26 protein-coding genes and 1 tRNA gene are annotated in these 24,691 nt (G+C 54.2%); 9 read left to right on the forward strand and 18 right to left on the reverse strand.

Annotation, left to right across the window (positions count from 1 at the left end):
* Positions 1-10 precede the first annotated feature (10 nt).
* From ACTG3Z_RS00975 to pyrC, 5 genes are all read right to left on the reverse strand, one after another.
* Complete coding sequence (locus ACTG3Z_RS00975) at positions 11-925, reverse strand: isopenicillin N synthase family dioxygenase (RefSeq protein ID WP_439140792.1); 915 nt, start codon at positions 923-925, stop codon at positions 11-13.
* Entirely contained in the window at positions 922-1,404 is a 483-nt protein-coding gene (locus ACTG3Z_RS00980) for a hypothetical protein (protein WP_439140793.1), read from the reverse strand. The genes ACTG3Z_RS00975 and ACTG3Z_RS00980 overlap by 4 nt, the downstream gene beginning before the upstream one ends.
* Positions 1,388-2,878, reverse strand: coding sequence for a replicative DNA helicase (locus ACTG3Z_RS00985; protein WP_375265018.1), 1,491 nt, complete (start codon positions 2,876-2,878; stop codon positions 1,388-1,390). Before ACTG3Z_RS00985 ends, ACTG3Z_RS00980 begins: the two co-directional genes overlap by 17 nt.
* A gap of 191 nt (positions 2,879-3,069) precedes the next feature.
* A complete protein-coding gene (locus ACTG3Z_RS00990; RefSeq protein WP_439140794.1) occupies positions 3,070-3,750 on the reverse strand; it encodes an orotate phosphoribosyltransferase in 681 nt (226 codons plus the stop codon).
* Positions 3,751-3,822: 72 nt separating this feature from the next.
* Positions 3,823-4,860 (reverse strand): dihydroorotase, encoded by a 1,038-nt coding sequence (pyrC, locus tag ACTG3Z_RS00995; protein WP_439140795.1) that lies wholly within the window; start codon positions 4,858-4,860, stop codon positions 3,823-3,825.
* Positions 4,861-4,957: 97 nt separating this feature from the next.
* Here pyrC and ACTG3Z_RS01000 point away from each other — a divergent pair, with 97 nt between their 5' ends.
* A complete protein-coding gene (locus ACTG3Z_RS01000; protein WP_439140796.1) occupies positions 4,958-5,224 on the forward strand; it encodes a hypothetical protein in 267 nt (88 codons plus the stop codon).
* The gene (locus tag ACTG3Z_RS01005) at positions 5,225-5,665 is read left to right on the forward strand and encodes a hypothetical protein (RefSeq protein ID WP_439140797.1); all 441 of its coding nucleotides are present in this window, start codon (positions 5,225-5,227) and stop codon (positions 5,663-5,665) included. It abuts the gene before it with no gap.
* On the opposite strand, the gene ACTG3Z_RS01010 is transcribed toward ACTG3Z_RS01005, so the two are convergent.
* On the reverse strand, positions 5,635-6,609 hold the full coding sequence (locus ACTG3Z_RS01010; RefSeq protein WP_439140798.1) for a phosphoadenosine phosphosulfate reductase: 975 nt from the start codon (positions 6,607-6,609) through the stop codon (positions 5,635-5,637). The two genes, ACTG3Z_RS01005 and ACTG3Z_RS01010, sit on opposite strands and share 31 nt — an antisense overlap.
* A 187-nt stretch (positions 6,610-6,796) precedes the next feature.
* On the opposite strand from ACTG3Z_RS01010, the gene ACTG3Z_RS01015 reads away from it, so the two are divergent.
* Positions 6,797-7,774 (forward strand): XdhC family protein, encoded by a 978-nt coding sequence (locus ACTG3Z_RS01015; RefSeq protein WP_439140799.1) that lies wholly within the window; start codon positions 6,797-6,799, stop codon positions 7,772-7,774.
* Complete coding sequence (locus tag ACTG3Z_RS01020; RefSeq protein WP_439140800.1) at positions 7,771-8,772, forward strand: molybdopterin-binding protein; 1,002 nt, start codon at positions 7,771-7,773, stop codon at positions 8,770-8,772. The genes ACTG3Z_RS01015 and ACTG3Z_RS01020 overlap by 4 nt, the downstream gene beginning before the upstream one ends.
* Before the next feature lie 116 nt (positions 8,773-8,888).
* Here the strand turns inward: ACTG3Z_RS01020 and infC are convergent, their stop codons facing one another.
* Positions 8,889-9,443, reverse strand: a complete 555-nt coding sequence (infC, locus tag ACTG3Z_RS01025) for a translation initiation factor IF-3 (RefSeq protein WP_439140872.1) — start codon at positions 9,441-9,443, stop codon at positions 8,889-8,891.
* A gap of 191 nt (positions 9,444-9,634) precedes the next feature.
* Here infC and ACTG3Z_RS01030 point away from each other — a divergent pair, with 191 nt between their 5' ends.
* Positions 9,635-10,540 carry a hypothetical protein gene (locus ACTG3Z_RS01030; RefSeq protein WP_439140801.1) on the forward strand — a complete coding sequence of 302 codons (906 nt, stop codon included), beginning with the start codon at positions 9,635-9,637 and terminating at the stop codon, positions 10,538-10,540.
* 108 nt (positions 10,541-10,648) lie between these two features.
* Positions 10,649-11,470: a TauD/TfdA dioxygenase family protein gene (locus tag ACTG3Z_RS01035; RefSeq protein ID WP_439140802.1), complete on the forward strand. Its 822-nt coding sequence runs from the start codon at positions 10,649-10,651 to the stop codon at positions 11,468-11,470.
* A 77-nt stretch (positions 11,471-11,547) separates the two neighbouring features.
* Here ACTG3Z_RS01035 and ACTG3Z_RS01040 read toward each other — a convergent pair whose 3' ends face one another.
* The 6 genes from ACTG3Z_RS01040 to cysG all read right to left on the reverse strand — a co-directional run bounded on the left by ACTG3Z_RS01040 (position 11,548) and on the right by cysG (position 16,910).
* Positions 11,548-12,396 (reverse strand): ferredoxin--NADP reductase, encoded by an 849-nt coding sequence (locus ACTG3Z_RS01040; RefSeq protein ID WP_439140803.1) that lies wholly within the window; start codon positions 12,394-12,396, stop codon positions 11,548-11,550.
* Between the two features lie 73 nt (positions 12,397-12,469).
* Complete coding sequence (locus ACTG3Z_RS01045; protein ID WP_439140804.1) at positions 12,470-12,850, reverse strand: DUF934 domain-containing protein; 381 nt, start codon at positions 12,848-12,850, stop codon at positions 12,470-12,472.
* Positions 12,847-13,572: a phosphoadenylyl-sulfate reductase gene (locus tag ACTG3Z_RS01050; RefSeq protein WP_439140805.1), complete on the reverse strand. Its 726-nt coding sequence runs from the start codon at positions 13,570-13,572 to the stop codon at positions 12,847-12,849. Before ACTG3Z_RS01050 ends, ACTG3Z_RS01045 begins: the two co-directional genes overlap by 4 nt.
* Positions 13,562-15,232, reverse strand: a complete 1,671-nt coding sequence (locus ACTG3Z_RS01055) for a nitrite/sulfite reductase (RefSeq protein WP_439140806.1) — start codon at positions 15,230-15,232, stop codon at positions 13,562-13,564. The genes ACTG3Z_RS01050 and ACTG3Z_RS01055 overlap by 11 nt, the downstream gene beginning before the upstream one ends.
* Entirely contained in the window at positions 15,232-15,531 is a 300-nt protein-coding gene (locus tag ACTG3Z_RS01060) for a DUF2849 domain-containing protein (RefSeq protein WP_439140807.1), read from the reverse strand. Before ACTG3Z_RS01060 ends, ACTG3Z_RS01055 begins: the two co-directional genes overlap by 1 nt.
* Complete coding sequence (cysG, locus tag ACTG3Z_RS01065) at positions 15,531-16,910, reverse strand: siroheme synthase CysG (RefSeq protein ID WP_439140808.1); 1,380 nt, start codon at positions 16,908-16,910, stop codon at positions 15,531-15,533. The genes ACTG3Z_RS01060 and cysG overlap by 1 nt, the downstream gene beginning before the upstream one ends.
* A gap of 143 nt (positions 16,911-17,053) precedes the next feature.
* Between cysG and ACTG3Z_RS01070 the strand changes: the two genes are divergently transcribed.
* Positions 17,054-17,515, forward strand: a complete 462-nt coding sequence (locus tag ACTG3Z_RS01070) for an Lrp/AsnC family transcriptional regulator (RefSeq protein WP_375267166.1) — start codon at positions 17,054-17,056, stop codon at positions 17,513-17,515.
* Positions 17,516-17,598: 83 nt separating this feature from the next.
* Here ACTG3Z_RS01070 and ACTG3Z_RS01075 read toward each other — a convergent pair whose 3' ends face one another.
* Together ACTG3Z_RS01075 and ACTG3Z_RS01080 are read right to left on the reverse strand one after the other, a co-directional pair.
* Positions 17,599-18,099 (reverse strand): hypothetical protein, encoded by a 501-nt coding sequence (locus ACTG3Z_RS01075; protein ID WP_439140809.1) that lies wholly within the window; start codon positions 18,097-18,099, stop codon positions 17,599-17,601.
* Between the two features lie 67 nt (positions 18,100-18,166).
* Positions 18,167-19,351, reverse strand: a complete 1,185-nt coding sequence (locus tag ACTG3Z_RS01080) for a cytochrome P450 (protein ID WP_439140810.1) — start codon at positions 19,349-19,351, stop codon at positions 18,167-18,169.
* Positions 19,352-19,633: 282 nt separating this feature from the next.
* Between ACTG3Z_RS01080 and ACTG3Z_RS01085 the strand changes: the two genes are divergently transcribed.
* On the forward strand, positions 19,634-20,632 hold the full coding sequence (locus ACTG3Z_RS01085) for a sterol desaturase family protein (RefSeq protein ID WP_439140811.1): 999 nt from the start codon (positions 19,634-19,636) through the stop codon (positions 20,630-20,632).
* A complete protein-coding gene (locus ACTG3Z_RS01090; protein ID WP_439140812.1) occupies positions 20,629-21,747 on the forward strand; it encodes an acyltransferase family protein in 1,119 nt (372 codons plus the stop codon). The genes ACTG3Z_RS01085 and ACTG3Z_RS01090 overlap by 4 nt, the downstream gene beginning before the upstream one ends.
* Positions 21,748-21,768: 21 nt before the next feature.
* Here the strand turns inward: ACTG3Z_RS01090 and ACTG3Z_RS01095 are convergent.
* The 3 genes from ACTG3Z_RS01095 to glpX all read right to left on the reverse strand — a co-directional run bounded on the left by ACTG3Z_RS01095 (position 21,769) and on the right by glpX (position 24,649).
* A tRNA-Glu gene (locus tag ACTG3Z_RS01095) sits at positions 21,769-21,843 on the reverse strand.
* A 91-nt stretch (positions 21,844-21,934) separates the two neighbouring features.
* Positions 21,935-23,677 carry a single-stranded-DNA-specific exonuclease RecJ gene (gene recJ / locus ACTG3Z_RS01100; RefSeq protein ID WP_439140813.1) on the reverse strand — a complete coding sequence of 581 codons (1,743 nt, stop codon included), beginning with the start codon at positions 23,675-23,677 and terminating at the stop codon, positions 21,935-21,937.
* A 3-nt stretch (positions 23,678-23,680) separates the two neighbouring features.
* Positions 23,681-24,649: a class II fructose-bisphosphatase gene (glpX, locus tag ACTG3Z_RS01105; RefSeq protein ID WP_439140814.1), complete on the reverse strand. Its 969-nt coding sequence runs from the start codon at positions 24,647-24,649 to the stop codon at positions 23,681-23,683.
* Between the last annotated feature and the right edge of the window lie 42 nt (positions 24,650-24,691).

The raw sequence follows: 24,691 nt of genomic DNA on the forward strand, positions 1-24,691 counted from the left end.
CGGTGCACGTCTAAGACGCGTCAACCTTATGTGCGTCGTAGCTCGCTTCGAGCTCACTTCGTAAGAATGCGCCAAAATTGAGCGGCTCAAACGCGCCTAAATGACCGACCAAAGGCTTGATCTGCGCGCTGACATGGGGGTCATAAAAGAACGGACAGGAATAACGTTCGCGTCCGGTCTCATTGATAACACGGTGGGGCGTCGAACGTAGCAGCCCACCCGACATGCGGTGCAACATGTCCCCCACATTGACAACAAACGCATCCGCGCGTGGCGGCACATCGATCCAAGAGCCATCAGTCGCAAGCACTTGTAAACCACCAACATCATCGGTCGCGAGAAAGGTTAAAGCGCCAAAATCCGTATGAGGGGCAGAGCCATAAAGATCGTCTGGTCGCTGTGCCGGGGCAGGGGGATAGTGCAGCAAACGCAACCATGTGGTCGCTGGTGCAAACATATCTATCGCTGCGTCATCCGCGCCAATTGAGTGCAGCGCAATGCGCATGACACGCGCACCAAGGCCGCACATCTCTTTATTGTAGTCTTCAAGCGTTGTGCGAAAGCCTTCGAGCGTGGGCCATTTGTTCGGGCCTGAAAGGTAGACGTCAGGCAAGGCCACTTCATCCTCTCGCATCATCATAAAGCTGCTCGACTGGTTTGGCTTTGTGATGTCCGCGAAATCAGAGTTCACATCGGTCGATGCGGCCATTGGAATGTAACCACGATGGGTGGCATCAACTTCGATCACGCGTTTCAAATTTTCGGGCAAGGCATGAAATTGCTTGGACGCGGCAAACACTGCATCGCGCAAATTGTCAGGGACACCGTGATTGATAAGATATGCAAAACCGACCTCACTGTAGGCCAGTCGAAATTGCTGGGCGATATCAGACGCATTCAGGTCTAGGACAGGGATGGATGTCATCTTGAACCTTTCGCTCTGCGCGCCGCACCAATCCAAAAATGCAAAACAACAGCGCAGGTCAGCCAAACAAATGCGACGAGCGGCGCTTGAAACGCAAGCAGCACACCCCAAACGGTGCCAACAAGTGTGCCCAGTAACGGAATGATCAATGTACCGGCGACCGCGCCCCCGAGCGCACTGGCGAACAAACAACCCGCTAAGCTGAGTATAAAGCCACCAAACCCTTTGCGTCCGACCCAACCTGCACTGAACCAACCCCCAACCAAGCCACCAAAGGCGGCAATCGCGATAAGGCTGAAATTGACACCTGCTGGAAGCCCCAAGCTAGGCGGTTCACGGGTCAGATCTTCGAATGCGACTACAAATCCACCAAGCGCTGTTCCCATAAGCGCTGCGCGAAATCTTAATGGGCGCGCTTTTTCACGCAACGCGCCCCAAAGGGAAAATTCGGCGTCCGATGTGTTAGAAGCTGGCGTCATCGCTCCCGACCTGCCAAGATTTCGCCAAGTTGCCGAAACGCGTGAATTGCGCTTCAAAGCTCAGCTCGACCGTGCCAATGGGGCCGTGTCGCTGCTTGCCGATGATGACTTCGGCCTTGCCATGCAAGCGCGCCATGTCATCCTGCCACGCGGCCATTGCTTCTAGGTTATCATCATCGGGTTTTTCACGCTCTTTGTAGTATTCGCCACGATACACGAACATCACCACATCTGCGTCTTGCTCGATCGAACCTGATTCACGCAAATCGGAAAGTTGTGGGCGCTTGTCTTCGCGGTTTTCAACCTGTCGTGAGAGCTGCGATAGCGCGATTACAGGGATCTGCAGTTCTTTCGCAATCGCCTTAAGGCCCATCGAAATTTCGCCAATCTCCTGCACGCGGTTTTCTGACGTGCCGCGCACCAGCTGGAGATAGTCAATGATCAATACATCCAGACCATGTGTCCGCTTTAAGCGACGCGCACGCGCCGAGAGTTGTGCAATCGGAATCGCGGCAGTGTCGTCAATATAAAGTGGACAGGCTTCGAGTTCTTTGGCCGCTTCGACGAAACGGCGGAACTCGAATTCTTCCATGTCACCTTGGCGAATCTTGTGGCTCGAAATCTCTGACGCTTCGGAAAGGATACGCCCCGCAAGCTGCTCTGCGCTCATTTCGAGCGAAAAGAACCCGACGACGCCGCCATCAACCGCGCCGTCAGTTCCATCCGCAAGCTTGCCTTGACGATAGGCTTTAGCGATGTTGAAGGCGATGTTTGTGGCAAGCGATGTCTTTCCCATAGACGGGCGACCGGCAAGAATGAGAAGGTCGGATTTGTGCAACCCCCCAAGCATCTTGTCCATATCGGCCAGACCGGTGGACACACCAGCCATGCCGCCACCGCGCTCATAGGCTGCGTTGGCGACGTTCACCGCTTCAGTAATCGCGCGCAAGAAGGACTGGAAGCCACTGTCAGAGCTGCCTTTTTCGGCGAGCTTATACAGCTCTTGCTCGGCCTCAACGATTTGCTCGGCTGGTTCTGACGCGACATCAACGCGCGCGGCTTTGGCGGCAATATCGCGGCCAAGGCCCATCAATTCACGGCGGATCGCCAGGTCGTAGATAATCTGCGCATAATCCCGCGCGGCGAATGCGGAGACAGCAGCCCCCGCGAGACGGGCCAGGTAGGCTGGACCGCCGAGTTCTTTGAGGCCTTCATCATCCTCAAGAAACGCTTTGAGTGTAACAGGGGACGCAAGGTTGTTTTTCGCAATCCGTGCCGCCGCCACTTCGTAAATGCGCTGGTGTACAGGATCAAAGAAATGACGCGGCTGAATGATCGAGGCAACACGGTCATAAATATCATTATTGGTCAGAATAGCCCCAAGAAGTTGCTGCTCTGCCTCGATCGAATTTGGCATGGATTCAGCCGATGCCACATCGACCTGCGTTTGATTGATAGATGCGATTTCGTTCATGTCGGTCCTTCACATGCCTTTTGGCATTGATACAAAATCAAACGGGAGAAGTGCAAATTGTATGTTTTTGTGGATAACCTGAATCGACGCTAAAATCCACAATATGTTGTGGCTTAGCGCCGTCAAATGCTTAGTTCTTGCGGTTAAGAAAGTGCTAAGATGACGTTGGATTAGATTGATTTTTAGACAGCTTAGCTCTTTTTGTTGGCCTCTTGCCATGCGCGTGGATCGTTCAGGAAGGCTTCGACGCCTGCTAAAGTTTCAGCATCAAAAGTGCCTTGCGCTTTGGCCTCGGCGAGCACGTCCCACCATGTGCACAAATGGTGTAAGGTAACCCCATGATCCCCGAGCGTTTTTTCGGTTTCGGGGAAAATGTCGTAATAGAATATCACAGCTGTGTGTGCACAAGTTGCCCCGGTTTCGCGAATCGCGTCTACGAAGCTGAGCTTTGATCCGCCATCGGTTGTGAGATCTTCGACAAGAAGCACGCGTTGGCCCTCGTGCATGTCGCCCTCGATCCGCGCGCCACGTCCATAGCCCTTGGGCTTTTTGCGCACATAGGTCATCGGAAGCGCCATGCGCTCGGCAACAAGGGCCGCGAAAGAAATGCCTGCGGTCTCGCCGCCTGCGATATTGTCAAAGGCTTCAAAGCCCGCATTGCGCATCACGGTGATTGTCATGAAATCCATCATGGTCGAGCGGATGCGCGGGTACGAATTGGGTTTGCGGCAATCGATATAGGTCGGGCTGGGCAGGCCAGAAGCGAGGATGAACGGGTCTTTCGCGTTGAAATGCACCGCTTTGATTTCGAGCAACATACGCGCTGTAAGGCAGGCGATTTCTTCGGCAGTGGGATAGCTGGATGGGATCATGTGTCGTCTCGTTTGGCGGCTGAGCCGGTTGGGGCAGGTGCCTCCGGCGGGAGTTTATTTGGAAAATGAAGATTAGGCGGTGACAGACCAACTGAGTGGGAAGCCCGGATCAAAGAGAGTGACTTCGCCTACGCCCGTGATGATCTTCTCGGGGTAGTTTGGCGGTGTTTTGGTCAAGGTTATCGTCTCATCATTTGGTGCGAGCCCGTAGTGTTGAGGGCCGTTAAGCGAGGCAAAGCTTTCGAGCTTGTCGAGCGCGCCCTGTTTTTCAAAAACATCTGCCAAAATCGACATTGTGTTTGTCGCTGTAAAGCAGCCCGCGCAGCCACATGCGTTTTCTTTCAAGACATCTGTATGTGGAGCGCTATCGGTGCCAAGGAAGAAGCGCGCTTCGCCAGAGGTGGCCGCGTCGACAAGGGCTTCGCGGTGCAGTTCGCGTTTGGCGACCGGGAGGCAATAGTAATGGGGTTTGATGCCCCCCACGAGGATATGGTTGCGATTGATCACCAAGTGATGGGTTGTGATCGTTGCGCCAAGGCTGTCGTCTTGCGCGCGCGCATACTCTACTGCGTCTTTGGTGGTGATATGTTCCATCGTGACTTTTAGGCCGGGTGTCGCGCGACGCAAAGGATCGAGCACATTGTCGATAAACACGGCCTCACGGTCAAAGATATCGACCTCTGCATCGGTGACTTCGCCGTGCAAACATAGTGGCAGGCCAATTTCAGCCATAACGTCGAGCACAGGCTGTACGCGCGCAAAGTCGCGCACGCCGCTGGCTGAGTTGGTTGTCGCACCCGCTGGATAAAGCTTGACCGCTTTGATCAAGCCAGACGCGTGTGCCGCGCGCATGTCCTCTGGATCAGTGTCCTCAGTGAGATAGAGCGTCATCAAAGGCTCAAACGTCATGCCCTCTGGTAGAGCTTCAAGGATACGCGTTTGGTAGGCCAGCGCATCCGCCCCTGTCACCACAGGCGGCACCAGATTGGGCATGATGATTGCGCGTGCAAAATGGCGGGCGGTTTCAGGCAGCACGGCGCGCAGCATATCGCCATCGCGCAGGTGCAAATGCCAATCATCGGGGCGGCGGAGGGTATAGCTATCTGTCATGCAAATGCGCATACACCGAAGCATGCGAAAGGGCTAGTGGTTTGCGTGCGGATTGGAACAGCGCTAAGCCAAGACTTAAATTTATAGGAATGCTATTATGATTTTCACGATGATCACCGGATTTGTTGTTGGCGTCTTTTACACGCGTGCGCACCCATTTATCGTCAGTCTGCTAAAGCGTGCCAGCGTCAAGCTAGCAGATACCCAGATGAGCCTTTTCAGTTTCGCGCTATGTCTCGCGGCGGCGGCACTTTTGCTGAACTTGATAGGGGTGCAGAGCTATCCCGTCCTTATGTGCTTAGGCGCTGCCATCGGTGTCGCACGTAAGCCGCTTCTCGAACGTATCACATCGCGCGACGCTTAAATGAAAACGATTCGTTTGAGCCATCTTTATGACCACGGACCCCGCGACGTCTGGCGCGTCGCGACTGATCTTGATTGCTTACAAGATGCCGTGCGGGGGCTTCTTGCTTTTGAGGGATTGCCCCGTGGGGCGATCAAAGAAGGGCAGGTTATCGATGTGAAGGTGTCGCTGTTTGGCCTTTTGCCGGCCCAGCCATACCGTATGGAAGTGATTGCCTTCAGTGAAGACAACATGTGCTTTACGTCGAATGAGGTCGGAATGGGCGTGCGGCATTGGCAGCATAGCTTGCGCGTTGTGCCTCATGCGCGAGGTGCCGAGTTAATCGATGTTATCGAAATAGAAGCCGGTTGGCGTACATCCCTGATCGCGGCTTGGGCGCGCTACATGTACAAGCGCCGGCACAAACCGCGTCAATTGATGTTATCGCGCCCCTCGGCTTGAGATGCTTGCGCACGCTCTCTCTCAAGAAGGGCGTCGATTTGATCCGCGCGTTTCTTAAAGCGGGGCGCGTTCAGTGTTTCGGCAGCATGCATGCAAATGGCTTTCGCAAAGCCCCAGCGTTTCGCGTCTTCGGTGTCTCCGAGAACCGCACGTAAATAGTTGCGATCTTTACGACGTTCGCGGTGAAGCATGTGGAACGTGGACGGGATCAGATCACTTGCCCCGATTGCGCTCAGCAAAGGATAGAAAATGCCCAAGCGCATCATTTGAAGATCAAGCGTCGAGCCGAAATACGCCATGCGCAGTTTGTTAACGTTCGGGCGGGTGAACAAAGCGGCGTGAATCGCGTCTAATTCCACTTTGGGATCATAGATAATTGTTGCGCGCTGAGCGGCATCGAGCATGTCAGGCGCATATCCGTATCGGTCACTAAAGCTTGTGCGGCGCATACGGCGGAACCGATCGTCCCATTCTGTAACGCGTGGATCAAGGGTTGCTTGGGGGCTCAGCGCTAGGACTTGCGCACTTGGCGCAGCGACTGAAAACGCGCTTGCGGCATATCCACAAGATCCAGCACCGTAAAAGATGACTTGGTCAAAATCTTCAAAAAAACCGTCATCGATTAAGCGGTCAAAGTAGCGATATATGGATGGGTCGCGAAACCACGTGTCCCCGTCGCTGAAAAAGCTCAGCAATGACCAGCCTTCTTTGCGCACCATTTCAAACCCGATGGGATGGGCTTTGTCGTTTATCGTTTGCACCGATTGCAGGGTTTCAAAGCTGACGAGCAGTGTTTTGCCAGCATCAACAAAGGCTGCATTATGTTTTGCACTAAGCGGCTGGAAATATCCAACTTCATCGGCCAATTCTTCGAGCGCGCCAAGCCAAGCTTGTCCGGATTGTCCTGCAAGGGTTTCTTCCAACAGATGGGCTAAATCTTGCATATCTTGCTCCTGCACGTCTCAAGCGGACCCGTCTGTCGTGGCCCTTTGGTGCGGTGATGGCGTATAAATGGGGCAGGATTAGGAAAAACATAAGTTCATCTTTGGACATCGATGCGTTGCACCAGCGGATGTTTTCGCGCAGGTTCAGCCGAGCAATGTGAAACATCCACACAAGGAGCCGTGCGTGATGAGTAACACTGATTTTGACAATATCCCTGAACAAGCGCTGGCATGGCATCGCGCTGGGCAGGGGGCGGCTTTGGCCACTGTGATCGAGACATGGGGCAGCGCACCTAGGCGCGTTGGCAGCCAGCTGGCGATCAGCGGGCAGGGCGACATTGTTGGGTCAGTGTCAGGCGGTTGTGTCGAGGGGGCGGTGATTGTCGACGCGATGGACGCCATTGCGAAAGGCGATGCGCGTGAGTTGGAGTTTGGCGTTTCAGACGGTGATGCTTTCGCGGTTGGGTTGGCCTGTGGGGGCACCATCCGCATCTTGCTTGAACCCGTTGGCGGCGCGCTGGGCGAAGAGATGTTAGCAGATTTGGTCGCAGCGCGTGCCGCACGCAAACCGGTTGCGTATGTCATCAACACTGCATCAGGCGCGCGCAGTCTGACCACGCAAGGACATGAGCAGCGCTTTGCGATGGACCGCTCAGGCTTTGAAGAGGACGGCACAACATTCGTTGCAATCCACAATCCGCCCTTGCGTTTGTTTGTCGTCGGTGCAGTTCATATAACACAAGCCCTTGTTCCAATGGCAAAAATGGCGGGGTACGATCCACTTGTCGTGGACCCAAGGGAGAGTTTTGCAAGTACGTTGCGCTTTCCCGATGTAGAGCTGTCTCATGAATGGCCGCTGGATGCGGCAGACGCGTTTGGTTTGGACGAACGCACCGCTTTGGTGCTGTTAACCCATGATCCAAAGCTGGACGATCCGGTATTAGAACTCGCGTTGAAAAGTCGTGTCGCCTACATTGGTGCACTCGGTTCGAAACGAACCCACGCAAAGCGCCTAGAGCGCTTGATCGCCGCAGGATTCACGGCAGAAGAGTGCGCACGGATCCAAGGGCCGATCGGGCTTGATCTGGGGGCAAGCAACCCGGCGGAAATCGCGATATCGATCATCGCGCAAATGGTGCAAATGCTGCGCAAGGGCACGCCGTGAAGTTTGGCCAGCGTCCGTTGAAAGATTGCTTTGGCAGCATTCTTGCGCATTCTGTGGATGCAAATGGCACCCGCTTGCGCAAGGGTGTTTTGCTTGATGACAGCCATATAGCTCTTCTTGCGGCAGCGCATATCCCCAACATTACGGTGGCAACGCTGGAACCTGACGACATCGAGGAAAATGAAGCCGCACGTCGCCTAGGCGCGGCATTGCTTGAACGCACCACAGGCCTTAGTGCCAGCATTGCAGCGACGGGTCGTGTCAACATCATTTCGGATCGTGCCGGGGTTGCCGTCCTGAATGAAGAAAGTCTGACAAAACTCAATGATATCAATCCGATGATCAGTTTTGCAACAGTGCCACCGTATCATCAAATGCACGGTTCTGCACTGCTTGGGACAGTGAAAATGATATCTTATGCGGTGCCGGAAGATGATCTTGCAAAGGCTTGCAGCTTTGCACGTGGCGCTATCTCTCTGGCCCATCCAGAGCGAAAAACAGTGACCTTGATCATCACGCAAATCCGCGAAGGCAGTGACGAAAGCAAAGGCATCGCTGCAATCTCAAACCGTTTAGCAGCGCTTGAGAGCCCTCTTATCGAGACCCTCACGTGCGCGCACCGAATTGATCCATTGGTTGACGCCATCACAGCTGCAAAAGGCGAGGTGATCTTGATACTGACAGGCTCCGCCACCTCTGATCCTTTGGATATTGCACCTGCTGCGCTAAGCCTTGCGGGCGGTCGTTTGACACGCTTTGGCATGCCCGTCGACCCCGGTAACCTACTGTTTTTAGGCGATATCGCGAATAAGCCTGTGATTGGGCTTCCTGGTTGCGCACGCTCCCCTGCTTTGAACGGGGCTGATAAAGTGCTTAGTCGTGTGCTTTGTGGCGTGCCTGTCAGCAGTGCTGATATCGCAGGTATGGGGGTCGGTGGATTGCTTAAGGAAATACCAACCCGCCCAAGGCCACGGCAACCTTCCAATGATCCCATCTAAAGCAATGAAATTTTCAACATTGGCTTTTGTGAACACATAACAGCCATCGCATAAGCGCTTAACGCAAAAAGTCCGGCGCAAAGGCCGGACTTTTTATCAATGTATTGTGGCCGATGTTACTTCGGCAACGGACCGATCAGCATCACCATCTGGCGACCCTCCATCTTTGGAAAGTTCTCTACGCGACCGTGCTCTTTCGTGTCGGCAGCGACACGCTCAAGCAGTTCACGACCCAAGTTCAAGTGCGCCATTTCACGTCCACGGAAGCGCAAAGTGACCTTAACTTTATCGCCGTTTTCCAAGAACTTATAAACATTCCGCATCTTGACTTCGTAGTCATTCGTGTCCGTATTCGGACGGAACTTGACCTCTTTAATCTCGATGATTTTCTGTTTCTTACGCGCTTCAGCTTCACGCTTCTGGGTTTCGTACTTGAACTTACCGAAATCCATGATTTTGCAAACTGGTGGATTGGCGTTTGGCGAAATCTCTACCAGATCAAGACCGGCGTCTTCTGCCATCACCAAAGCTTTTGCGGGGTGAATAACACCAACGTTTTCACCCTCTGCGCCAATTAGGCGAATCTCCGGAGAGCGGATTTTGTCATTTACACGAGGTCCGGTGTCGCGCTGTGGCGGCGCATTGTGAGGTCTGCGGGCTATGGGATTTATCCTTTGATAGCTATGTAACTAGGCGTGCACGGTATCCTTGCATGCGCTGTTCTTCAAGCGCCAATTCGCGCATTTTGCACCAAATACAGGTGTTTTCCCCTTGCACTTAGCGGGTTAAGGGCGCATTTCGCGCTTGCAGCATTCGGGCATTAGGCGTCGAGTGCACTTGATTATCTCTGGGGGATTATTCCATGAAAAACTTGATTTGGGTCGTTGTCGCGGCGCTGGTCCTTGGTGGCGGATATACGCTTTATTCAAACAACGTCGCTGAAAAAGCGGCGATGGCACAAGCTGAGGCTGACAAAGCCGCCGCTGCCGCCGCTGCAGCAGAAGAAGCCGCAGCTGCAAAGGCTGCTGAAGAGGCTGCCGCTGCGGCTGCAAAGCTTGAAGAAGAAGCTGCTGCTGCAGAAGAGGCGGCGGCCGCCGCTGCCGCCAAGTTAGAAGAAGAAGCAAAAGCCGCTGAAGAAGCCGCCGCCGCCGCTGCTGCACAGCTTGAGGCCGAAGCGAAAGCCGCTGAGGAAGCCGCAGCTGCCGCTGCAGCGCAAGCGCAAGAAGAAGCCGCTGCTGCTGCCGCAAAGCTTGAAGAAGAAGCGGCCGCCGCTGCTGCTGCAGCCGAGGAAGCTGCCGCCGCTGAAGCTGCGAAGGTTGAAGAAGCTGCCGCTGCCGCCGCGGCTGCTGCAGAAGAAGAGGCCGCAAGTGCTGCTGCCCCTGCTGAAGAGGCCGCTGCTGCCGCGAAGGCTGAAGCTGAAGCCGCCGCTGCCGCTGCTGAGGAAGCTGCTGCCGCCGAAGCTGCGAAAGTGGAAGAAGCCGCTGCCGCCGCTGCAGAGGCTGCTGAAACCGCCGCAACAGAGGCCACAGAAACAGCCACGGCCGTCGCTGAAGAAGCAACTGCTGCAACAGAAGAAGCGGCAGGTGGTTTGGCTGATTTACTGACGCCAGAGGGGTTCAACCTCGACAAGGTCGCTGAGATGATCGACGGCTCAGAATTGGGTATGCTTCAGAAGACTGGCCTGAAAACGGCGCTCAGCAGCGCTCAGGACAACCCAGAGCTTTTGTCCGACGTTCTTGCGCAGATCAAAAGCGCACTTGGCATGTAACTCAAAGCTTCGCTTAGCTTGAAAATACAAACCCCGCATTTCGGTGCGGGGTTTTTTCTTGCCAAGTCGCATCCAAGCAGGCTCCATCGTCACAACGAAGGAGCAGATATGAAACTCACCAAACTCTCCGGTGCGCTTGGCGCTGAGATCACCCAGACCGATTTAAACATTCTCACGTCTGATGGCTTTACGTCTTTGCGCGATGCGCTTTTTGAGCACGGTGTCTTAGCGATCCGCGATCAATCTCTCACGCCGGACGCGCATATCGCTCTGGCAGAGCATTTTGGCACCATCGACATCAATCGCTTTTTCACGCCTGTCGCCAGCCATCCTAACATAGCGGAAGTGCGCACAGCGCCAGATATGAAACGCGTCATTGGCGGCACCTGGCACACGGATCATTCTTATGATCCTGCGCCCGCAATGTGTTCCATCCTTGCAGCACGTGTCTTACCGCCTTACGGCGGTGATACGCTTTTTGCGTCGATGACGGTGGCTTATGAGGGGCTGAGCGAGGGTTTCAAAGAAACTCTGAAGAGCCTTAAAGCCGTGCACTCTGATAGCAGTTTTGCGCAAAGCAACGTTGGTATCGATGCTGATGATACAGCCTTTCGCGCGCCGACAGTGCATCCAGTCGTCATCGCGCATCCTGCGACTGGTGCGCCTTGCCTTTATGTGAACGGTGATTTTACGACAAAGTTTCAGGGGTGGACACCTGAGGAAAGCGCGCCATTGTTGGCGATGCTCTACGCCCATGCGACGCGGCCAGAATATACCTGCCGTATCGCTTGGAGACCGGGGAGTGTTGCGATTTGGGACAATCGCTTGGTACAGCATTTTGCCTGCGCAGATTATGCAGGGCACGCGCGCTTGATGCACAGGATTACAGTGGAAGGGGAGCGGCTTCCTTCCTACCGTGCTCCAAGTTAACCTTTTGATAATAAGCATTAAAGTGTTTCGCGCGCGAAACATAAAGGTGGGTGCGTGATATCACGCACCCTACGAGTTTAGTCTAGGAAGGCTTTCTCAACCACATAATGCGCAGGTTTGGAATTGGCCCCTTCTTCAAGGCCATATTCTTCAAACATCTCTTTAAGCTCCAGATTGAACGCGAGGTTGCCGCAAATCATTGCGCGGTCACTTTCGGGGTTCAAAGGCTCGACGCCCAGCTCGTCAAACGCCTCACCAGAGCGCATCAAATCTGTGATACGTCCCATTTTCGGGCTCTGTTCACGTGTGGTGGTGGGATAATATTTGATCTTTTTCCAAAACCCGTCACCGATCACTTCGTTCAACAATTCGTCTTGTTGCAGGCCCTCGATCAATTCGCGTCCATAGGTTAATTCACCCGCCTCTCGGCATGTGTGGGTGATGATAATTTCGTCGTAGTCCTCATAAGTCTGGGGTTCCCGCAAGAGCGAGGCGAATGGCGCAAAACCTGTGCCAGTGGCAAAAAACCAAATCCGCTTGCCTGGTAGTAGGGCGTCATGAACCAAAGTGCCAACAGGCTTCGGACGCATGATCACCTCATCGCCAACCTTGATGTGTTGCAAGCGCGAGGTCAGGGGGCCATCTTGTACCTTGATTGAATAAAACTCCAGCTCTTCATCCCAAGACGGAGATGCAATAGAATAGGCGCGCAGCAAAGGCTTTGCTTTTCCCGTTTTTTCGTTCACCTCCCCCATGAGACCAATCATGACAAACTCGCCAGAGCGGAAGCGCATTGATGCGGGCCGTGTCATGCGAAACGAGAACAAGCGATCGGTCCAATGTTTGACGTCAGTGACCGTCTGCGCATCAGGAAGGGCGGGCGTTTTAGCGGATGTTTCTTGGCTCACAGACGTCATCTCATTCATATGTGTACAAACGGAATTTTGGCTCCGTCCCCGTGTCTAATATGGTTTCTTGATTTTGGGAAGAGCAGTGTGCTTATCCGCGCAGTCGCGCTTGATAATCGTTCGCTTGCCAATCCGTGCGTGCGCGCCAATCAGCTTCGGGCTGGCGCTGTGCAAGAGCTGCGTCAATCTCAACCTCATCAAAGCCAGAGCGCCGTGCCATAGCGTATTGATCTGCAATGACATGACCTTTGGCGCGCAAACGTCCTGTGTAGCCGCGCAAGCGCAATTGACGAGCGATTGTAAAACCGCGTCCATCTGCGATACTAGGGAAATCAACGCGGATCATTTCGGTGCTATCAAAAGTGACTGTCATAGGATCATCGTCTGATGCGAGATCGAGTGTTTTGTCATCGGCACCCTCAAAGTCCCAATCATCTGGTGTAAACCCTGTGTCTGTGATCAGCGTATTCATAGCGCGTTACCTTTGTTGTTATCGTTTGAACGGGATATGTGAATCCCACATTCGCTTTGATCTTGTCCCGACCATCGGCCAGAGCGTGGATCATCCTTACTTTGCGGGCGCTGCGTGCATGGGGCGCAGCCTATGGACAGATACCCTTGTTCCAACAGTGGATGTGGCGGTAGCGCATGGCTTTGTGCATAAGTGCGCATTTCTTCGAAGCTCCAATATGCCAAAGGATTGATCTTGAGCTTTCCGGTTGCTTCATCCCCTTCAAATACGCCAAGGGTCTTGCGACTGCCGCCCTGATAGCGTTTGCGACCTGTGATCCAGCCGTCAAAGCCTTGCAGCGCACTTTGAAGCGGTGCGACTTTGCGCAATGCGCAACAGGCCTTGGCGTCAAAGCTGTGAAGCGCGCCATAGGGATCTTGCGTACTCAGCGCTTCCGGATCAGGCCGGATCAACCTCAGATCGCGCAGACCTAAGTCACGTGCGAGTTGGCGTTGATAGGTCAATGTTTCAGCAAAGTGTTTGCCGGTTTCTAGAAAAAGAACTGGCATATCCGGTTCTGATTGCGCGACCAAATGCAACAACACAGCGGCCTCCGCGCCAAAGGACGAGACCAAAGCAATTTGGCCAAGCTTCGGCTCAGTGTGCGCAATTTTGATTGCGGTCTGTGCCTCTGTGATGCGATGGCGCAAACTCATCGATGAAATCAGCGCATCAAGCGGCATGAGACTGCTCCGCGCTTTCAGGATATAGCGCAGCCTTGAACGGGGTTAGGCCAAGGCGGCGATAGGTTTCGATAAATGTCTCGTCCTGCGTTTCGCGCAGCTCTAAGTAGGCGGTAATCAACCGCTCGATCGCAGGAATGATGTCGTCTGAGCTAAAGCCAGGGCCTGCGCGTTCACCGATGGCTGCGGTTTCGGTGTGATCGCCACCCAACGTGATTTGATAGCTCTCAACACCCGCACGATCGAGGCCAAGAATGCCGATATGGGCCAAGTGATGATGTCCGCAGGCATTAATGCAGCCTGAAATTTTGATCTTTAAGTCGCCGATCTCATGTTCGAGTTTCAGCTCGTCAAAACGGGTCGCGATTTGCTGGGCAATGGGGATGGACCTCGCGGTCGCAAGCGCGCAGTAATCCATGCCGGGGCAGGCGATGATGTCAGAGATCAGGCCGATATTGGCCGTTCCAAGGCCATTGGCCTTCAGAATGCTATGTACCTCAGGCAAATCGGATTTGTGCACGTGGGGCAGGATCACATTTTGCTCATGTGAGATACGCAATTCGTCATGGCCAAAGCGCGCAGCGATGTCCGCGAGAACCCGCATTTGATCCGCTGTCGCGTCGCCCGGCGTTGCACCGTGCTTTTTGATTGAGACAGTGACGATAGCATATCCATCGGCTTTGTGTGCGTGCAGGTTGGTGTCTGACCATGCGCGAAACACTGGATCACTGGCGCGCGATTTTTCGAAAATCGCGGTATCACCTTCTTTGAAAGAAGGTGGCGCGAATTGCGCTTGGATGGTTTTGAGCAATTCCTGATCGATCCCGTTGAAACGCGCTTTAATTTCAACAAAACGTTCGTTCACGAGGTCGCGGATTTTCTCGAGGCCGTTCTCATGCACGGTGATCTTGATGCGCGCTTTGTACTTATTATCGCGGCGTCCCAAGAGGTTATAGACGCTCACAATCGCTTCTAGGTAGGGCAACAAGTCCTCGCGCGGCAGGAACTCCGCGATGACTTTGCCGAGCATCGGTGTGCGGCCCAAACCACCGCCAACGATGACTTCAAAGCCAGCGACACCGTTACGCTCAACCATGCGCAACCCGATGTCATGCGCGCGGGTCACTGCACGATCAGTTTCAGACCCTGTCACGGCAACCTTAAATTTACGCGGCAGGAACTGGAACTCTGGATGGTCCGTAGACCACTGGCGGATCAGTTCAGCCACAGGGCGCGGATCAGCGATTTCATCTGCTGCAGCCCCTGCGAAATGGTCCGCTGTCACGTTGCGAATGGTGTTGCCGGATGTCTGGATCGCGTGCATTTCGACCGTACCCAGATCGTCAAGCATATCGGGAATATCACGTAGTTCAGGCCAGTTATACTGGATGTTCTGACGCGTAGTGAAGTGGCCATAGCCCTTGTCATACTTGTCCGCGAGATGCGCGAGCATGTTCATCTCACCGCTGTTCAGCGTGCCATAGGGAATGGCGACGCGCAGCATGTAGGCGTGCAGTTGGAGGTAGACGCCGTTCATCAGGCGCAAAGGCTTGAACTCATCTTCGGTTAAGTGACCCGCGATGCGGCGCTCGACTTGGGCGCGAAACTGTGCGTTGCGCGAGGCGAGGAAGCTTTTGTCGAAATCAGAGTAGCTGTACATCAGAATTGCTCCTGTTTGCCGTGGGCATAATTGGACGGACCTTTGCGGCGAAAGGCTTCGCGAAAATGAGTAGGCTCTGGCCCATCTGGACCGTTCTGCATGTCTGCAAGGTAGGCACCGACGACGACGCCTGTTTGAGCTGCCGCTTGCAGCAGACGCAGCTCTGCGTCGGCCTCGTCGGTGAGCAGAACTGCATCGCTCAAGTTGCGTGTCCATGTGTCGGTATTGGTGAGATAGACAACATCGCCTTCCAATAGGGCATTTGCGGTGATGACTTTGGGTGTGAAAGAATGGGGCATTATGCGAATTCCTCTTGTGGGAGATCAGCGAGTGATTGGGCGGCTTCGCGCGGGGCAAGGCCAAGGAAAATAACGGCTGGACCAGCGACAGCGGTGACATCGGCAAGCGTTTCAAGCGTTGCCGGGATGACGCGTTGATCAGCGCGTGAAGCGTTCTCGATCAGCGTCACAGGGGTGAGGCGGTCCGCGCCATGCATCAGCAAACGCCCTTGCACAAAGCGCGCCGCTTTCTTGCCCATATAGATGGCAGCGACAGCGTCGGGTTTGGCGAGCGAAGCCCAATCGTGATCAGCGAAGCCTTTCATATCGTGACCTGTCAGCAAACGAACCGAACCATTGCGCCCACGACGCGTGAAGCTTTGCCCGATTGAAGCCACAGCCGCTGAGGCCGCGGTGATGCCTGGGATGATTGAGTAAGCAATATCATGAGCTTGGCAGGTTTCGATTTCCTCATCGAGACGACCGAAAATGGTTGGATCGCCGGATTTCAACCGCACAACCTGCGCGCCTTTTTGCGTGTGCTCTGCGATTAGCCCGTTGATGTGCTCTTGGCTCATGGAGGGGCCAAAGCCTTCTTTACCCGCATCGACAATCAACGCTTCGCGGCGCGCAAGTTCGAGGATTTCGCCAGTGACAAGACGGTCGTGAATGATCACATCCGCTTCATCAATTGCTTTGCGCGCTTTGAGGGTCAGCAACTCGGGATCACCCGGGCCAGCGCCAACGAAAGCGATATGTGCTTCGCGGGCTTTGGTGGCGACATGTTTGTTGAGGGTTGCTTCCAGCGTGGCGTGGATCTGTGCATGGTTTGATGCTTTGGGGCCGCTGTTGAAATAGTAATCGCGCCAGAAGTCCCGACGCGCGCGGCCCATGGGAAGCACGTCTGCGGCTTTGCGAAACGTCTTGCCGATGCGTGCAAGGGTGCCAAGCTTTTGTGGCAAGCGCTCTTCCAGATCTGCTTTGATCGCGCGGGCCAAAACGGGCGCTGCGCCCTCTGTGCCGATAGCGATTGTCACAGGGTCGCGGTCCACGATTGCAGGAGTGATGAATTGGCTGTCCTCAAGACTGTCGACAATGTTGACCAATGCACCGTCGGCGCGCGCTATATTCGAAGTACGTGCATCCAAAGCGTCGTCTTCATCCGCCGCATAGGCCAACACCGCACACAAGGCATCGCCCGGTTCCATCTGGCGAGCGACATGGCACAGCTTGCCCGCTGTGTGCCACGCTTGGATTTCGGGCGCTGCTTTTGGGCTGAACACTGTGATATGCGCCGTGGTTTTCAAAAGGAGCCTGAGTTTGGCGATTGCGGCCTCACCACCGCCGGACAGGATCACACGGCGTCCCGCAAGGGCGACAAAGATTGGGAAATGATCCATGATTTGGCTCCGGTACTTAATTTTCGAGCTCAATATAGGAAAATGTTCTGATCTAATGCTAGATACTGCGGGTTGATAAGAATAATGTTTTGTATTGGGTTTATTTTTCGGATTAAGTGTTCCGAAACGATGGAGTGGTGCGAATGTCTGTTCGAATTGATGAGACGGATCGAAAAATCTTACGCGCGTTGCAAGTGGATGCGGACCGCTCGCTTGATGAAATTGCGCGTGAAGTAGGCTCTAGCAAGACGCCGGTATGGAATCGGATTCGAAAAATGCGCGAGGCCGGGATCATTGGTGCGCAAACTGTGAAGCTGGATGCAGACGCGCTTGGTTTTGAGGCGTGTTTTTTCGTTTTGATCCGTACGTCCGAGCATGATGCAAATTGGCAGGCTGCATTTTTGAAAGCGCTGTTGGACCGCGCTGAAGTACAAGAAGCGCATCGTTTGGCAGGTGATATTGACTACATTTTAAAGGTGCGTGTCCAGAATGCGCGAGCCTATGATGTATTTTATCAAGCGCTTATTTCGGAAGTGAAGGTGCACAATGTGACAGCGCTTTTGTCTATGGAAGAAATCAAGAGCACATCGGCGCTACCGCTTTAGTGTTTCTGATTTCTGTCGCAATCTGACCCGTGCGAGGGGCTAGCCCCTCGCGCTCCCCAGGATATTTGGGAAAGAGGAAGGGTTTAGGGCTTTTTGTTTTGACCAAGCGTTTCAATAATCGGCACAAGTTTTTGTGCGAGACCTTGGGATAGGCCATTGGCAATGAACGCTTTTTCGCCTGAGCCCAAGCCAGAGTCCTCCCATAGAACAAGTCGGCCATTGGGTGTTTGTTTGTAAAGTGAAAGCGTAAGCGACATTGCAGGTGGACTGTCTGCGCCACGTAGATAGAGCGTAAGATGTACGGCGTCTTGTGGTGTTGTGCTGGGCGTTAGATAGACGTCGCTTCCAAAACCCCATTCGGTGCGACCCAGCGCGACATGCGTCAGACCTTCGGCGCGGATCAACGGGTCGATGCGTGTGAGCAGATCATCACAGGCGGCGTTGGCAAAGGATGCGCGCGTGAAGCTAACACATTGGGTGATGACGCTTTGATAACCTTTGGCTCTTTCAGGGGTTAGGGCGCGTTCTTGGCCTTGTACAGGCAGTGCGAGGCAGCAAAATAAAGCGATTGATGAAAAGCGCATGGCGATAATTCCCATAGATAAAGGGCTATAGGAGCCGCGCTCTGTCGCGTCTGTCAAGCCATGTGGTCTAGCCGTGCGTCGCCAGCATTAGGCGTTCTAACCCGTGAAAATGATACAAATTTGCGTATTTGGGAGGTTCCACGATGTGCAATCGAGGGAGACGATTGAGCAATTTTGGCAAAGCGACGCGAAGCTCTAGGCGCGCCAGGGGGGCACCGACACAAAAGTGCAATCCGCCACCAAAGCTGGTGTTGGTTTGGATTTTGCGCGTCGGATCGAAGTGATCAGGATAAGGCCAATGATCTGGATCACGATTGGCCGCCGCAAGCATGAGAGCGACTTCATCACCGCGTTCAAAGCTGTGCCCTTCGATTTCGAGATCTTCGTAGCAATAGCGCGTGAAGACATGAAGCGGGGGATCAAAACGCAGGATTTCTTCAACGGTTTGATCAATGGCACCATCTGCGAGCGCATCACGGGGTGTGTGCGTTTCAAGCAGCGTTTTCACCCCATTGCCAATCGTGTGCACCGTCGCTTCATGACCTGCGTTCAAAAGCAAAATACAGGTCGTGATAAGCTCATCCATACTGAGTTTGTCGCCGTTTTCCTCAGCGTTCAGGAGTTGGGTGATCAGATCGTCAGCAGGTTTTAGGCGCTTTTCTTCTGCGAAGCGTCGAATGAAATCTGCAAATTCTGTGGACGCGTGCGCGGCGCGTTCTTCAATCATGCGGTCACGACGGGCTTGATACATCGCAACCATATCATTGGACCAACTCAGCAATTGAGTGGCCATGGTTTCCGGGACCCCGAGCAGACGACAAATGATAATAACCGGGATTGGGGTGGCGTAGTGTTTGATCAGATCGAAGGGCTGATCGAGAGGAATTGTGTCGAGCAGATCATCACAGAGCGCATCAATTTCTGGCGCAAGTTCTTTGATCCGACGGGAGGTGAAGGCGCGCAAGACCAAAGAGCGCAATCGCGTATGGCGCGGAGGTTCGAGCTCTAACATCGAATGGGCTTCGATGGCGACAAAGGGCGCGAGGTGGGGTGCAAATTTTATCGGATCTAGGGGTTCGCGGCCAAATCGGCGATCCTTTAGGATTTGCGAGACTAGCGCATAGTTGAACACAGCAGTCATTTTGTAATCCGGCCACGCTTGCACAGCCGCGGCCGCGCGCGCGGTGCGGTATGCAGGGTAGGGGTTTTGTACAAAAGCAGGATCAGTCGGGAGTTGGTGCCATGTTTTCATGCGCTCAGAATTGAAGACTCTGTTGGCTGTTTGCAAGTGCTTGCACGTAAAGGGTTAGGGATGGGGCAAGTCTCAGGCTTGTTTTGCGGGCGTCGCTTAACCGCCCGCTGTTTAGCCCCATGCTTTGTCCCAGTGGTCTGCGTCGATGAGACCGTGCGCAAAACGCGTCAAACCCGCCATCGCAAGCCTGCTTTTGGGCCAATTGTTACAATTTTGGTGCCTAATAGCCTCAATACAGCCGCATTGCTGCAGGACCCTGCAAGAACCTTTTCGGAGATTGCCATGGACATCCTGCTTCAAATTTATCAATCGGTTTATACGAGTTTTACCGATCTGAACTCGCGTTTGGCTGTTTTTTACCTTTGCATAACGGTTTTGATTGTCGCCGTTCTGTGGATGGTGCGCGGACGTCCCGGCAGCTTTATTGCCTATCTGTTGCCCAAGGATGTGTACCTGCACAAATCCAATCTGGTGGATATCAAGATATTCTTGTTTAACAGCTTGCTCTCGGTGCTTGGACTATTCGCGCTGGTGACAATGACGCCGTTGATGACGTCTGGTGTGTTGAACATGTTGTTGACTGCGACGGGTGGCTCGTTGGCACCTGTTGAAATGACGCTGAGCAAGCTTGCAGCTGCGACCTTGATCATGATCTTAACGCTCGATTTCTGCAAATATTGGGCGCACCGCTTGCACCATGAAACGATGATCCTTTGGCCGTTTCATGCATTGCATCATTCCGCTGAAATTATGACACCGCTCACGGCCAGCAGGAACCATCCTGTCTTCCTTGTGTTGCGGGCATTGCTCAACACAGTTGTTGTGGGCACCGTTCAAGCGCTGATGTTGTTTTTGTTGATGGGCAAAATCGAGATTTTGACCATTGGAAGTGTGAACGCCGCCTATTTCATTTTTAATGCCTTTGGCTCAAACCTGCGTCATAGCCATGTCTGGCTTAGCTATGGTCCTGTTTTAGAACATGTTTTCATCTCGCCCGCGCAGCACCATGTGCATCACTCAATCGAGCGCAAGCACTTCAACAAGAACTATGGCGAAGTCTTTGCCATCTGGGATTTGATGTTTGGCACGCTGTATGTGTTGCGCGAGCATGAAAAACTGGAGTTTGGCCTGTCCAATCTAAAAGGTGAGCGGGTCGAGCAACCTTATCCGACCTTGCGCTCAGCTTTGTTGCACCCGTTCGCGGATAGTTGGAAAGCTTTGTGGAAGGGCACATCGCGTGACCCTAAGCTGCAAAAGCGGCAAGAGAGGGCAGCATCGTGAAGACGAGCGCGCTTACACCGGGTCTTTCGATTTGGCTGGACGCGTTGCGCGTTTGGGCGACGATTGTTGTCGTGCTGTCGCATGTGGCCTATCCACGGTTCACACGTGGCGACTATATTTTCATGCGCGAGTTGAACCTAGGCAGTGACAGTGTTGTTGTTTTCTTTGTGATCTCGGGGTTCGTTATTGCATATGCCGCGTCGCGCGATGGAACGCTTTCAAGCTACGCGTTCAATCGTCTCACGCGGCTCTTGTCCGTTCTTTTGCCAGCACTTTTGCTGACCTATGTGTTTGATCAATGGGGTCAGCGCATCGGTCCTGAGGCTTATACGAGTTTTTACAACCCCATGCCTTTGGGTGAGTTCCTTTTACGCGGTCTTACCATGTCAAACGAGTGGTGCGCGTTCGAGCGGATGCGTCTTGGAACCAACGGTCCTTTGTGGTCACTGAGTTATGAGGCCGCGTTTTATGTGCTTTTTGCGATTGCATTTTTCATGTCTGGCGCGCGGCGACTTGCGTTGCTGTGTGTCGGTGCTTGGCTGATTGGGCCGCGCATTTTGTTGTTGATGCCCGTTTGGCTTATGGGCGTATGGCTTTGGAACTGGTTTGCAGCGGGCGGTGTAGATCGCGTGAGCGATCGCACTGCGCGTTTGTGCGCTTGGGGTGGCCCATTGATCTATTGCGCGATGCAGTATTTCGATGTGCCGCGTATCTTGGCAGCGCAAACAGCGGCTGCGTTTGAGCCACAACATTACCGCATGGTTCTTGCTTTTTCGGATGAGTTTATTTGGAACGCTCTTATTGGTGTCCTAACAAGCATGCATATCATAGGTATGGCGCGCCTGCTACGTAGCTATGATGGCCAGCATCCACGTATTCGCTGGTGGGCAGGGGCAAGCTTTTCGATCTATGTGACGCACTACCCAGCGCTGCATTTGATTGATGCGGTGTTCCCAGCCGAAACGCTTGCGCGCGATGGGCTTTTGGTTTTGGGCTCACTTTTGGTTGGGGTGTTGTTTGCACATGTGTTTGAGCGACCAATCGCAAGTTTGCGCCGTAACCTTTTGAAAGTAAGCGACAACGTGCGTCAGCCTGTGGCGCATCCAAATTCATAGCTGTGAAACGAAAGACGCCACTGGCATCCCGTAGGGGAATCGAACCCCTCTTTTCAGGTTGAAAACCTGACGTCCTAACCGATAGACGAACGGGACGCACTGTGGCGTGAGGCGACTTCTAGGCAAAGACGCGCAGCCGCGCAAGTGCAAAAATCAGGTTTTTCTTGAGAAGTTTTCATGCGGCTTTTTACGCAGGTGCTGCGTCTTCCAAGCGCAGTTGTGGGCTTTGACGGCCGCCCCATGAATTGACTTCCAAACGCCCCGCCAAGTGGAAGCGTTTGCCGCCGTGATTCTCTAATGCAGGGCCAAGCGGCGTGTCCATTGCGCCAAAGCAAATCGCATCGATGCGCGTGCCGAGGCCATCCGTGAAGCTGATCTTCAGATGGGTTTCGCCAACACGTTTGGCAAATTTGATTTCCACATCGGGAAAGGCAAAGCGCGGGGCAGGGGCACCAGCGCCAAAAGGGCCGGCCTGTTCAAGCTGTTCGATAAGCTCGATCTGCGCGGCACCAGGCATAAGCATACCGTCGAGACGCAAATCAGATGGGCCAGCATTGTCAGCGCCCTGTTTCGCCATAAGTTCCGACAATCGCGCCATGGCCGGTTCTAGCTGCGCACGGCTGAGGGACAGACCTGCCGCCATTTTATGGCCGCCGCCTTTTTCAATAAGTCCTTCATGGGCAAGCTTTTGGATCGACGCGCCGAGATCCACACCACTGATTGACCGCCCTGATCCCTTACCCGCGTCACCGTCAAAGCCAATGACAATTGCTGGACGGTGCGCTGAATCCTTAAGGCGGCTTGCAACAATGCCAACGACGCCTGCGTGCCAGCCTTCACCCGCGGCCCAAACCAGCGGCGCGTCAAAGCCGCGCTCTTCTGCTTGTTCAAGGGCTGCTGCACGCACATTGTTTTCAATTTCGCGTCGCTCCGTGTTGAGCATATCAAGGCGTTCCGCCATGGCTTTGGCTTCATGGGGGTCGCGTGTGGCAAGCAAGCGTGCGCCCAGATCCGCTTTGCCGATGCGCCCGCCCGCGTTCACGCGCGGGCCAAGCAGAAAGCCCAGATGATAGGACGAGGGGGCGGTATCCATGCGCGAGACATCGGCGAGTGCGGTGATGCCGACCCGTTCACGCCGCGTCATCACTGTGAGCCCTTGGCGCACCAGCGCGCGGTTCACACCGATCAGCGGGGCAACGTCTGCGACAGTGCCAAGGGCCACAAGATCAAGCATATTCAAAAGGTTAGGGCCCGTTGCGTTGTCGATTCGTAGCTGACGACCTGCTTCCACAAGCATCAAGAAAACGACGCCAGCGGCGCAAAGATGCGCAAGATCGCCTGTTTCATCGGCGCGGTTGGGGTTCACAACGGCATAAGCAGGTGGCAGAGTTTCGCCGCCCAAGTGGTGATCCAGAACAACCACATCCGCATCTTTGGCCGCTGCAATGGGGCCGTGGCTCAATGTGCCGCAATCCACGCAAATGATCAGATCATGGGCGCGCGCGAGCATTTCCATCGCCTCATCATTGGGGCCATACCCCTCATCAATACGATCTGGGATATAGAGCGTGGCGGTCTGATCAAAATGACGTAGCCAGTCGATGATCAGCGCGGCGGATGTGCCACCGTCAACGTCGTAATCTGCAAATACTGCTATTTTCTGACGGGCTTTGACAGCAGCAAGGATACGCTTGGTTGCTTTTTCCATATCACGTAGGGATCGCGGGTCAGGCAGTAGGTTTTTTAAAGTCGGTGCGAGAAAATCAGCTGCTTCTTCGGGACTGACTGCTCTTCTTGCGAGGACAGAACAGATGGAGGCGGGAAAGCCTGTGCTTTGCGCCATTGCCTCTGCCTGACGCGCAACTTCGGGATCAGGGCCGACCCAACGCCGCCCTGTCAAAGAACGTTCCACAGTAAGGAACGCCCCCATGTCTTAGTCCTTTACAGGAAGGCGGTAGGTCATGCGCCGCACAGAGCCGGTTTTTGACCGCATCAGAATCGTTTCTGTCGTGATGTAGCCAATTTCGCGTTTGATGGCAGGCAGAAGCGTGCCGCCGGTGACGCCTGTTGCGGCAAAGATCACATCTTGGGTGACCATCTCATCACGGGTGTAAATGCGATCAAGATCCTCGATTCCTGCGGTGCTTGCGCGGCGGCGTTCATCGTCGTTTCGAAATAAGAGGCGTCCGACTATTTGTCCGCCCATGCATTTCAATGCAGAGGCTGCGAGCACACCCTCAGGCGCGCCGCCTGTGCCCATGTACATATCAATTCCCGTCAAATCAGGCTCTGCGCAATGCATGACACCTGCAACATCGCCATCAGTGATAAGACGAATAGACGCCCCTGTGGAGCGGACTGCCGCGATCATTTCTTCATGGCGGGGACGTTCGAGCATGCAGACGGTTATATCGCGTGGTGCACAGCCTTTTTCTGACGCTAGGGCTGAAACCCGCGTGGCATAAGGCATGTCCAGCGTAACGATACCTTCGGAAAAGCCCGGTCCAATCGCAAGCTTGTCCATATAAACATCGGGTGCGTGCAGCATCGAGCCACGCGGCCCCATCGCAATGACGGTAAGCGCGTTTGGCATGTCTTTCGCTGTCAGCGTTGTTCCTTCAAGCGGATCAAGCGCGATGTCGACTGCGGGACCTGATCCTGTACCGACCTCTTCGCCAATATAGAGCATTGGCGCTTCATCACGTTCGCCTTCACCGATGACCACGGTGCCAGCGATATCAAGCAGATTGAGCTGTTCGCGCATTGCATTGACGGCCGCTTGATCCGCGGCTTTTTCATCGCCGCGGCCGATCAGGCTTGCGGAAGCAATGGCGGCTTGTTCAGCAACGCGAGCGAGGCCGAGAGAGAGCATACGATCGTTAAAATCAACGGGCTGAGTCATGCGCTAAAGTCCTTTGGTATAATAATGACTGTGGCCTAGCGG

Origin of the sequence: Planktotalea sp., assembly GCF_965659345.1 — a bacterium.
GTDB lineage: Bacteria > Pseudomonadota > Alphaproteobacteria > Rhodobacterales > Rhodobacteraceae > Planktotalea.

Excerpts from the sequence above, each read along its gene's own strand:
- ACTG3Z_RS01030 (WP_439140801.1), top strand. The coding sequence starts at position 9,635 with ATGAAAAACTTGATTTGGGTCGTTGTCGCGGCGCTGGTCCTTGGTGGC.
- ACTG3Z_RS01045 (WP_439140804.1), bottom strand. The coding sequence starts at position 12,850 with ATGAATACGCTGATCACAGACACAGGGTTTACACCAGATGATTGGGAC.
- glpX (WP_439140814.1), bottom strand. The coding sequence starts at position 24,649 with ATGACTCAGCCCGTTGATTTTAACGATCGTATGCTCTCTCTCGGCCTC.
- ACTG3Z_RS01050 (WP_439140805.1), bottom strand. The coding sequence starts at position 13,572 with ATGCCGCTTGATGCGCTGATTTCATCGATGAGTTTGCGCCATCGCATC.
- ACTG3Z_RS01060 (WP_439140807.1), bottom strand. The coding sequence starts at position 15,531 with ATGCCCCATTCTTTCACACCCAAAGTCATCACCGCAAATGCCCTATTG.
- ACTG3Z_RS01010 (WP_439140798.1), bottom strand. The coding sequence starts at position 6,609 with ATGCAAGATTTAGCCCATCTGTTGGAAGAAACCCTTGCAGGACAATCC.
- ACTG3Z_RS00975 (WP_439140792.1), bottom strand. The coding sequence starts at position 925 with ATGACATCCATCCCTGTCCTAGACCTGAATGCGTCTGATATCGCCCAG.
- ACTG3Z_RS01035 (WP_439140802.1), top strand. The coding sequence starts at position 10,649 with ATGAAACTCACCAAACTCTCCGGTGCGCTTGGCGCTGAGATCACCCAG.
- ACTG3Z_RS01005 (WP_439140797.1), top strand. The coding sequence starts at position 5,225 with ATGAAAACGATTCGTTTGAGCCATCTTTATGACCACGGACCCCGCGAC.
- ACTG3Z_RS01040 (WP_439140803.1), bottom strand. The coding sequence starts at position 12,396 with ATGAATGAGATGACGTCTGTGAGCCAAGAAACATCCGCTAAAACGCCC.
- ACTG3Z_RS01015 (WP_439140799.1), top strand. The coding sequence starts at position 6,797 with ATGAGTAACACTGATTTTGACAATATCCCTGAACAAGCGCTGGCATGG.
- ACTG3Z_RS01055 (WP_439140806.1), bottom strand. The coding sequence starts at position 15,232 with ATGTACAGCTACTCTGATTTCGACAAAAGCTTCCTCGCCTCGCGCAAC.
- ACTG3Z_RS01075 (WP_439140809.1), bottom strand. The coding sequence starts at position 18,099 with ATGCGCTTTTCATCAATCGCTTTATTTTGCTGCCTCGCACTGCCTGTA.
- ACTG3Z_RS01000 (WP_439140796.1), top strand. The coding sequence starts at position 4,958 with ATGATTTTCACGATGATCACCGGATTTGTTGTTGGCGTCTTTTACACG.
- ACTG3Z_RS01085 (WP_439140811.1), top strand. The coding sequence starts at position 19,634 with ATGGACATCCTGCTTCAAATTTATCAATCGGTTTATACGAGTTTTACC.
- ACTG3Z_RS01080 (WP_439140810.1), bottom strand. The coding sequence starts at position 19,351 with ATGAAAACATGGCACCAACTCCCGACTGATCCTGCTTTTGTACAAAAC.
- cysG (WP_439140808.1), bottom strand. The coding sequence starts at position 16,910 with ATGGATCATTTCCCAATCTTTGTCGCCCTTGCGGGACGCCGTGTGATC.
- pyrC (WP_439140795.1), bottom strand. The coding sequence starts at position 4,860 with ATGACAGATAGCTATACCCTCCGCCGCCCCGATGATTGGCATTTGCAC.
- ACTG3Z_RS00990 (WP_439140794.1), bottom strand. The coding sequence starts at position 3,750 with ATGATCCCATCCAGCTATCCCACTGCCGAAGAAATCGCCTGCCTTACA.
- ACTG3Z_RS00985 (WP_375265018.1), bottom strand. The coding sequence starts at position 2,878 with ATGAACGAAATCGCATCTATCAATCAAACGCAGGTCGATGTGGCATCG.
- ACTG3Z_RS01070 (WP_375267166.1), top strand. The coding sequence starts at position 17,054 with ATGTCTGTTCGAATTGATGAGACGGATCGAAAAATCTTACGCGCGTTG.
- recJ (WP_439140813.1), bottom strand. The coding sequence starts at position 23,677 with ATGGGGGCGTTCCTTACTGTGGAACGTTCTTTGACAGGGCGGCGTTGG.
- ACTG3Z_RS00980 (WP_439140793.1), bottom strand. The coding sequence starts at position 1,404 with ATGACGCCAGCTTCTAACACATCGGACGCCGAATTTTCCCTTTGGGGC.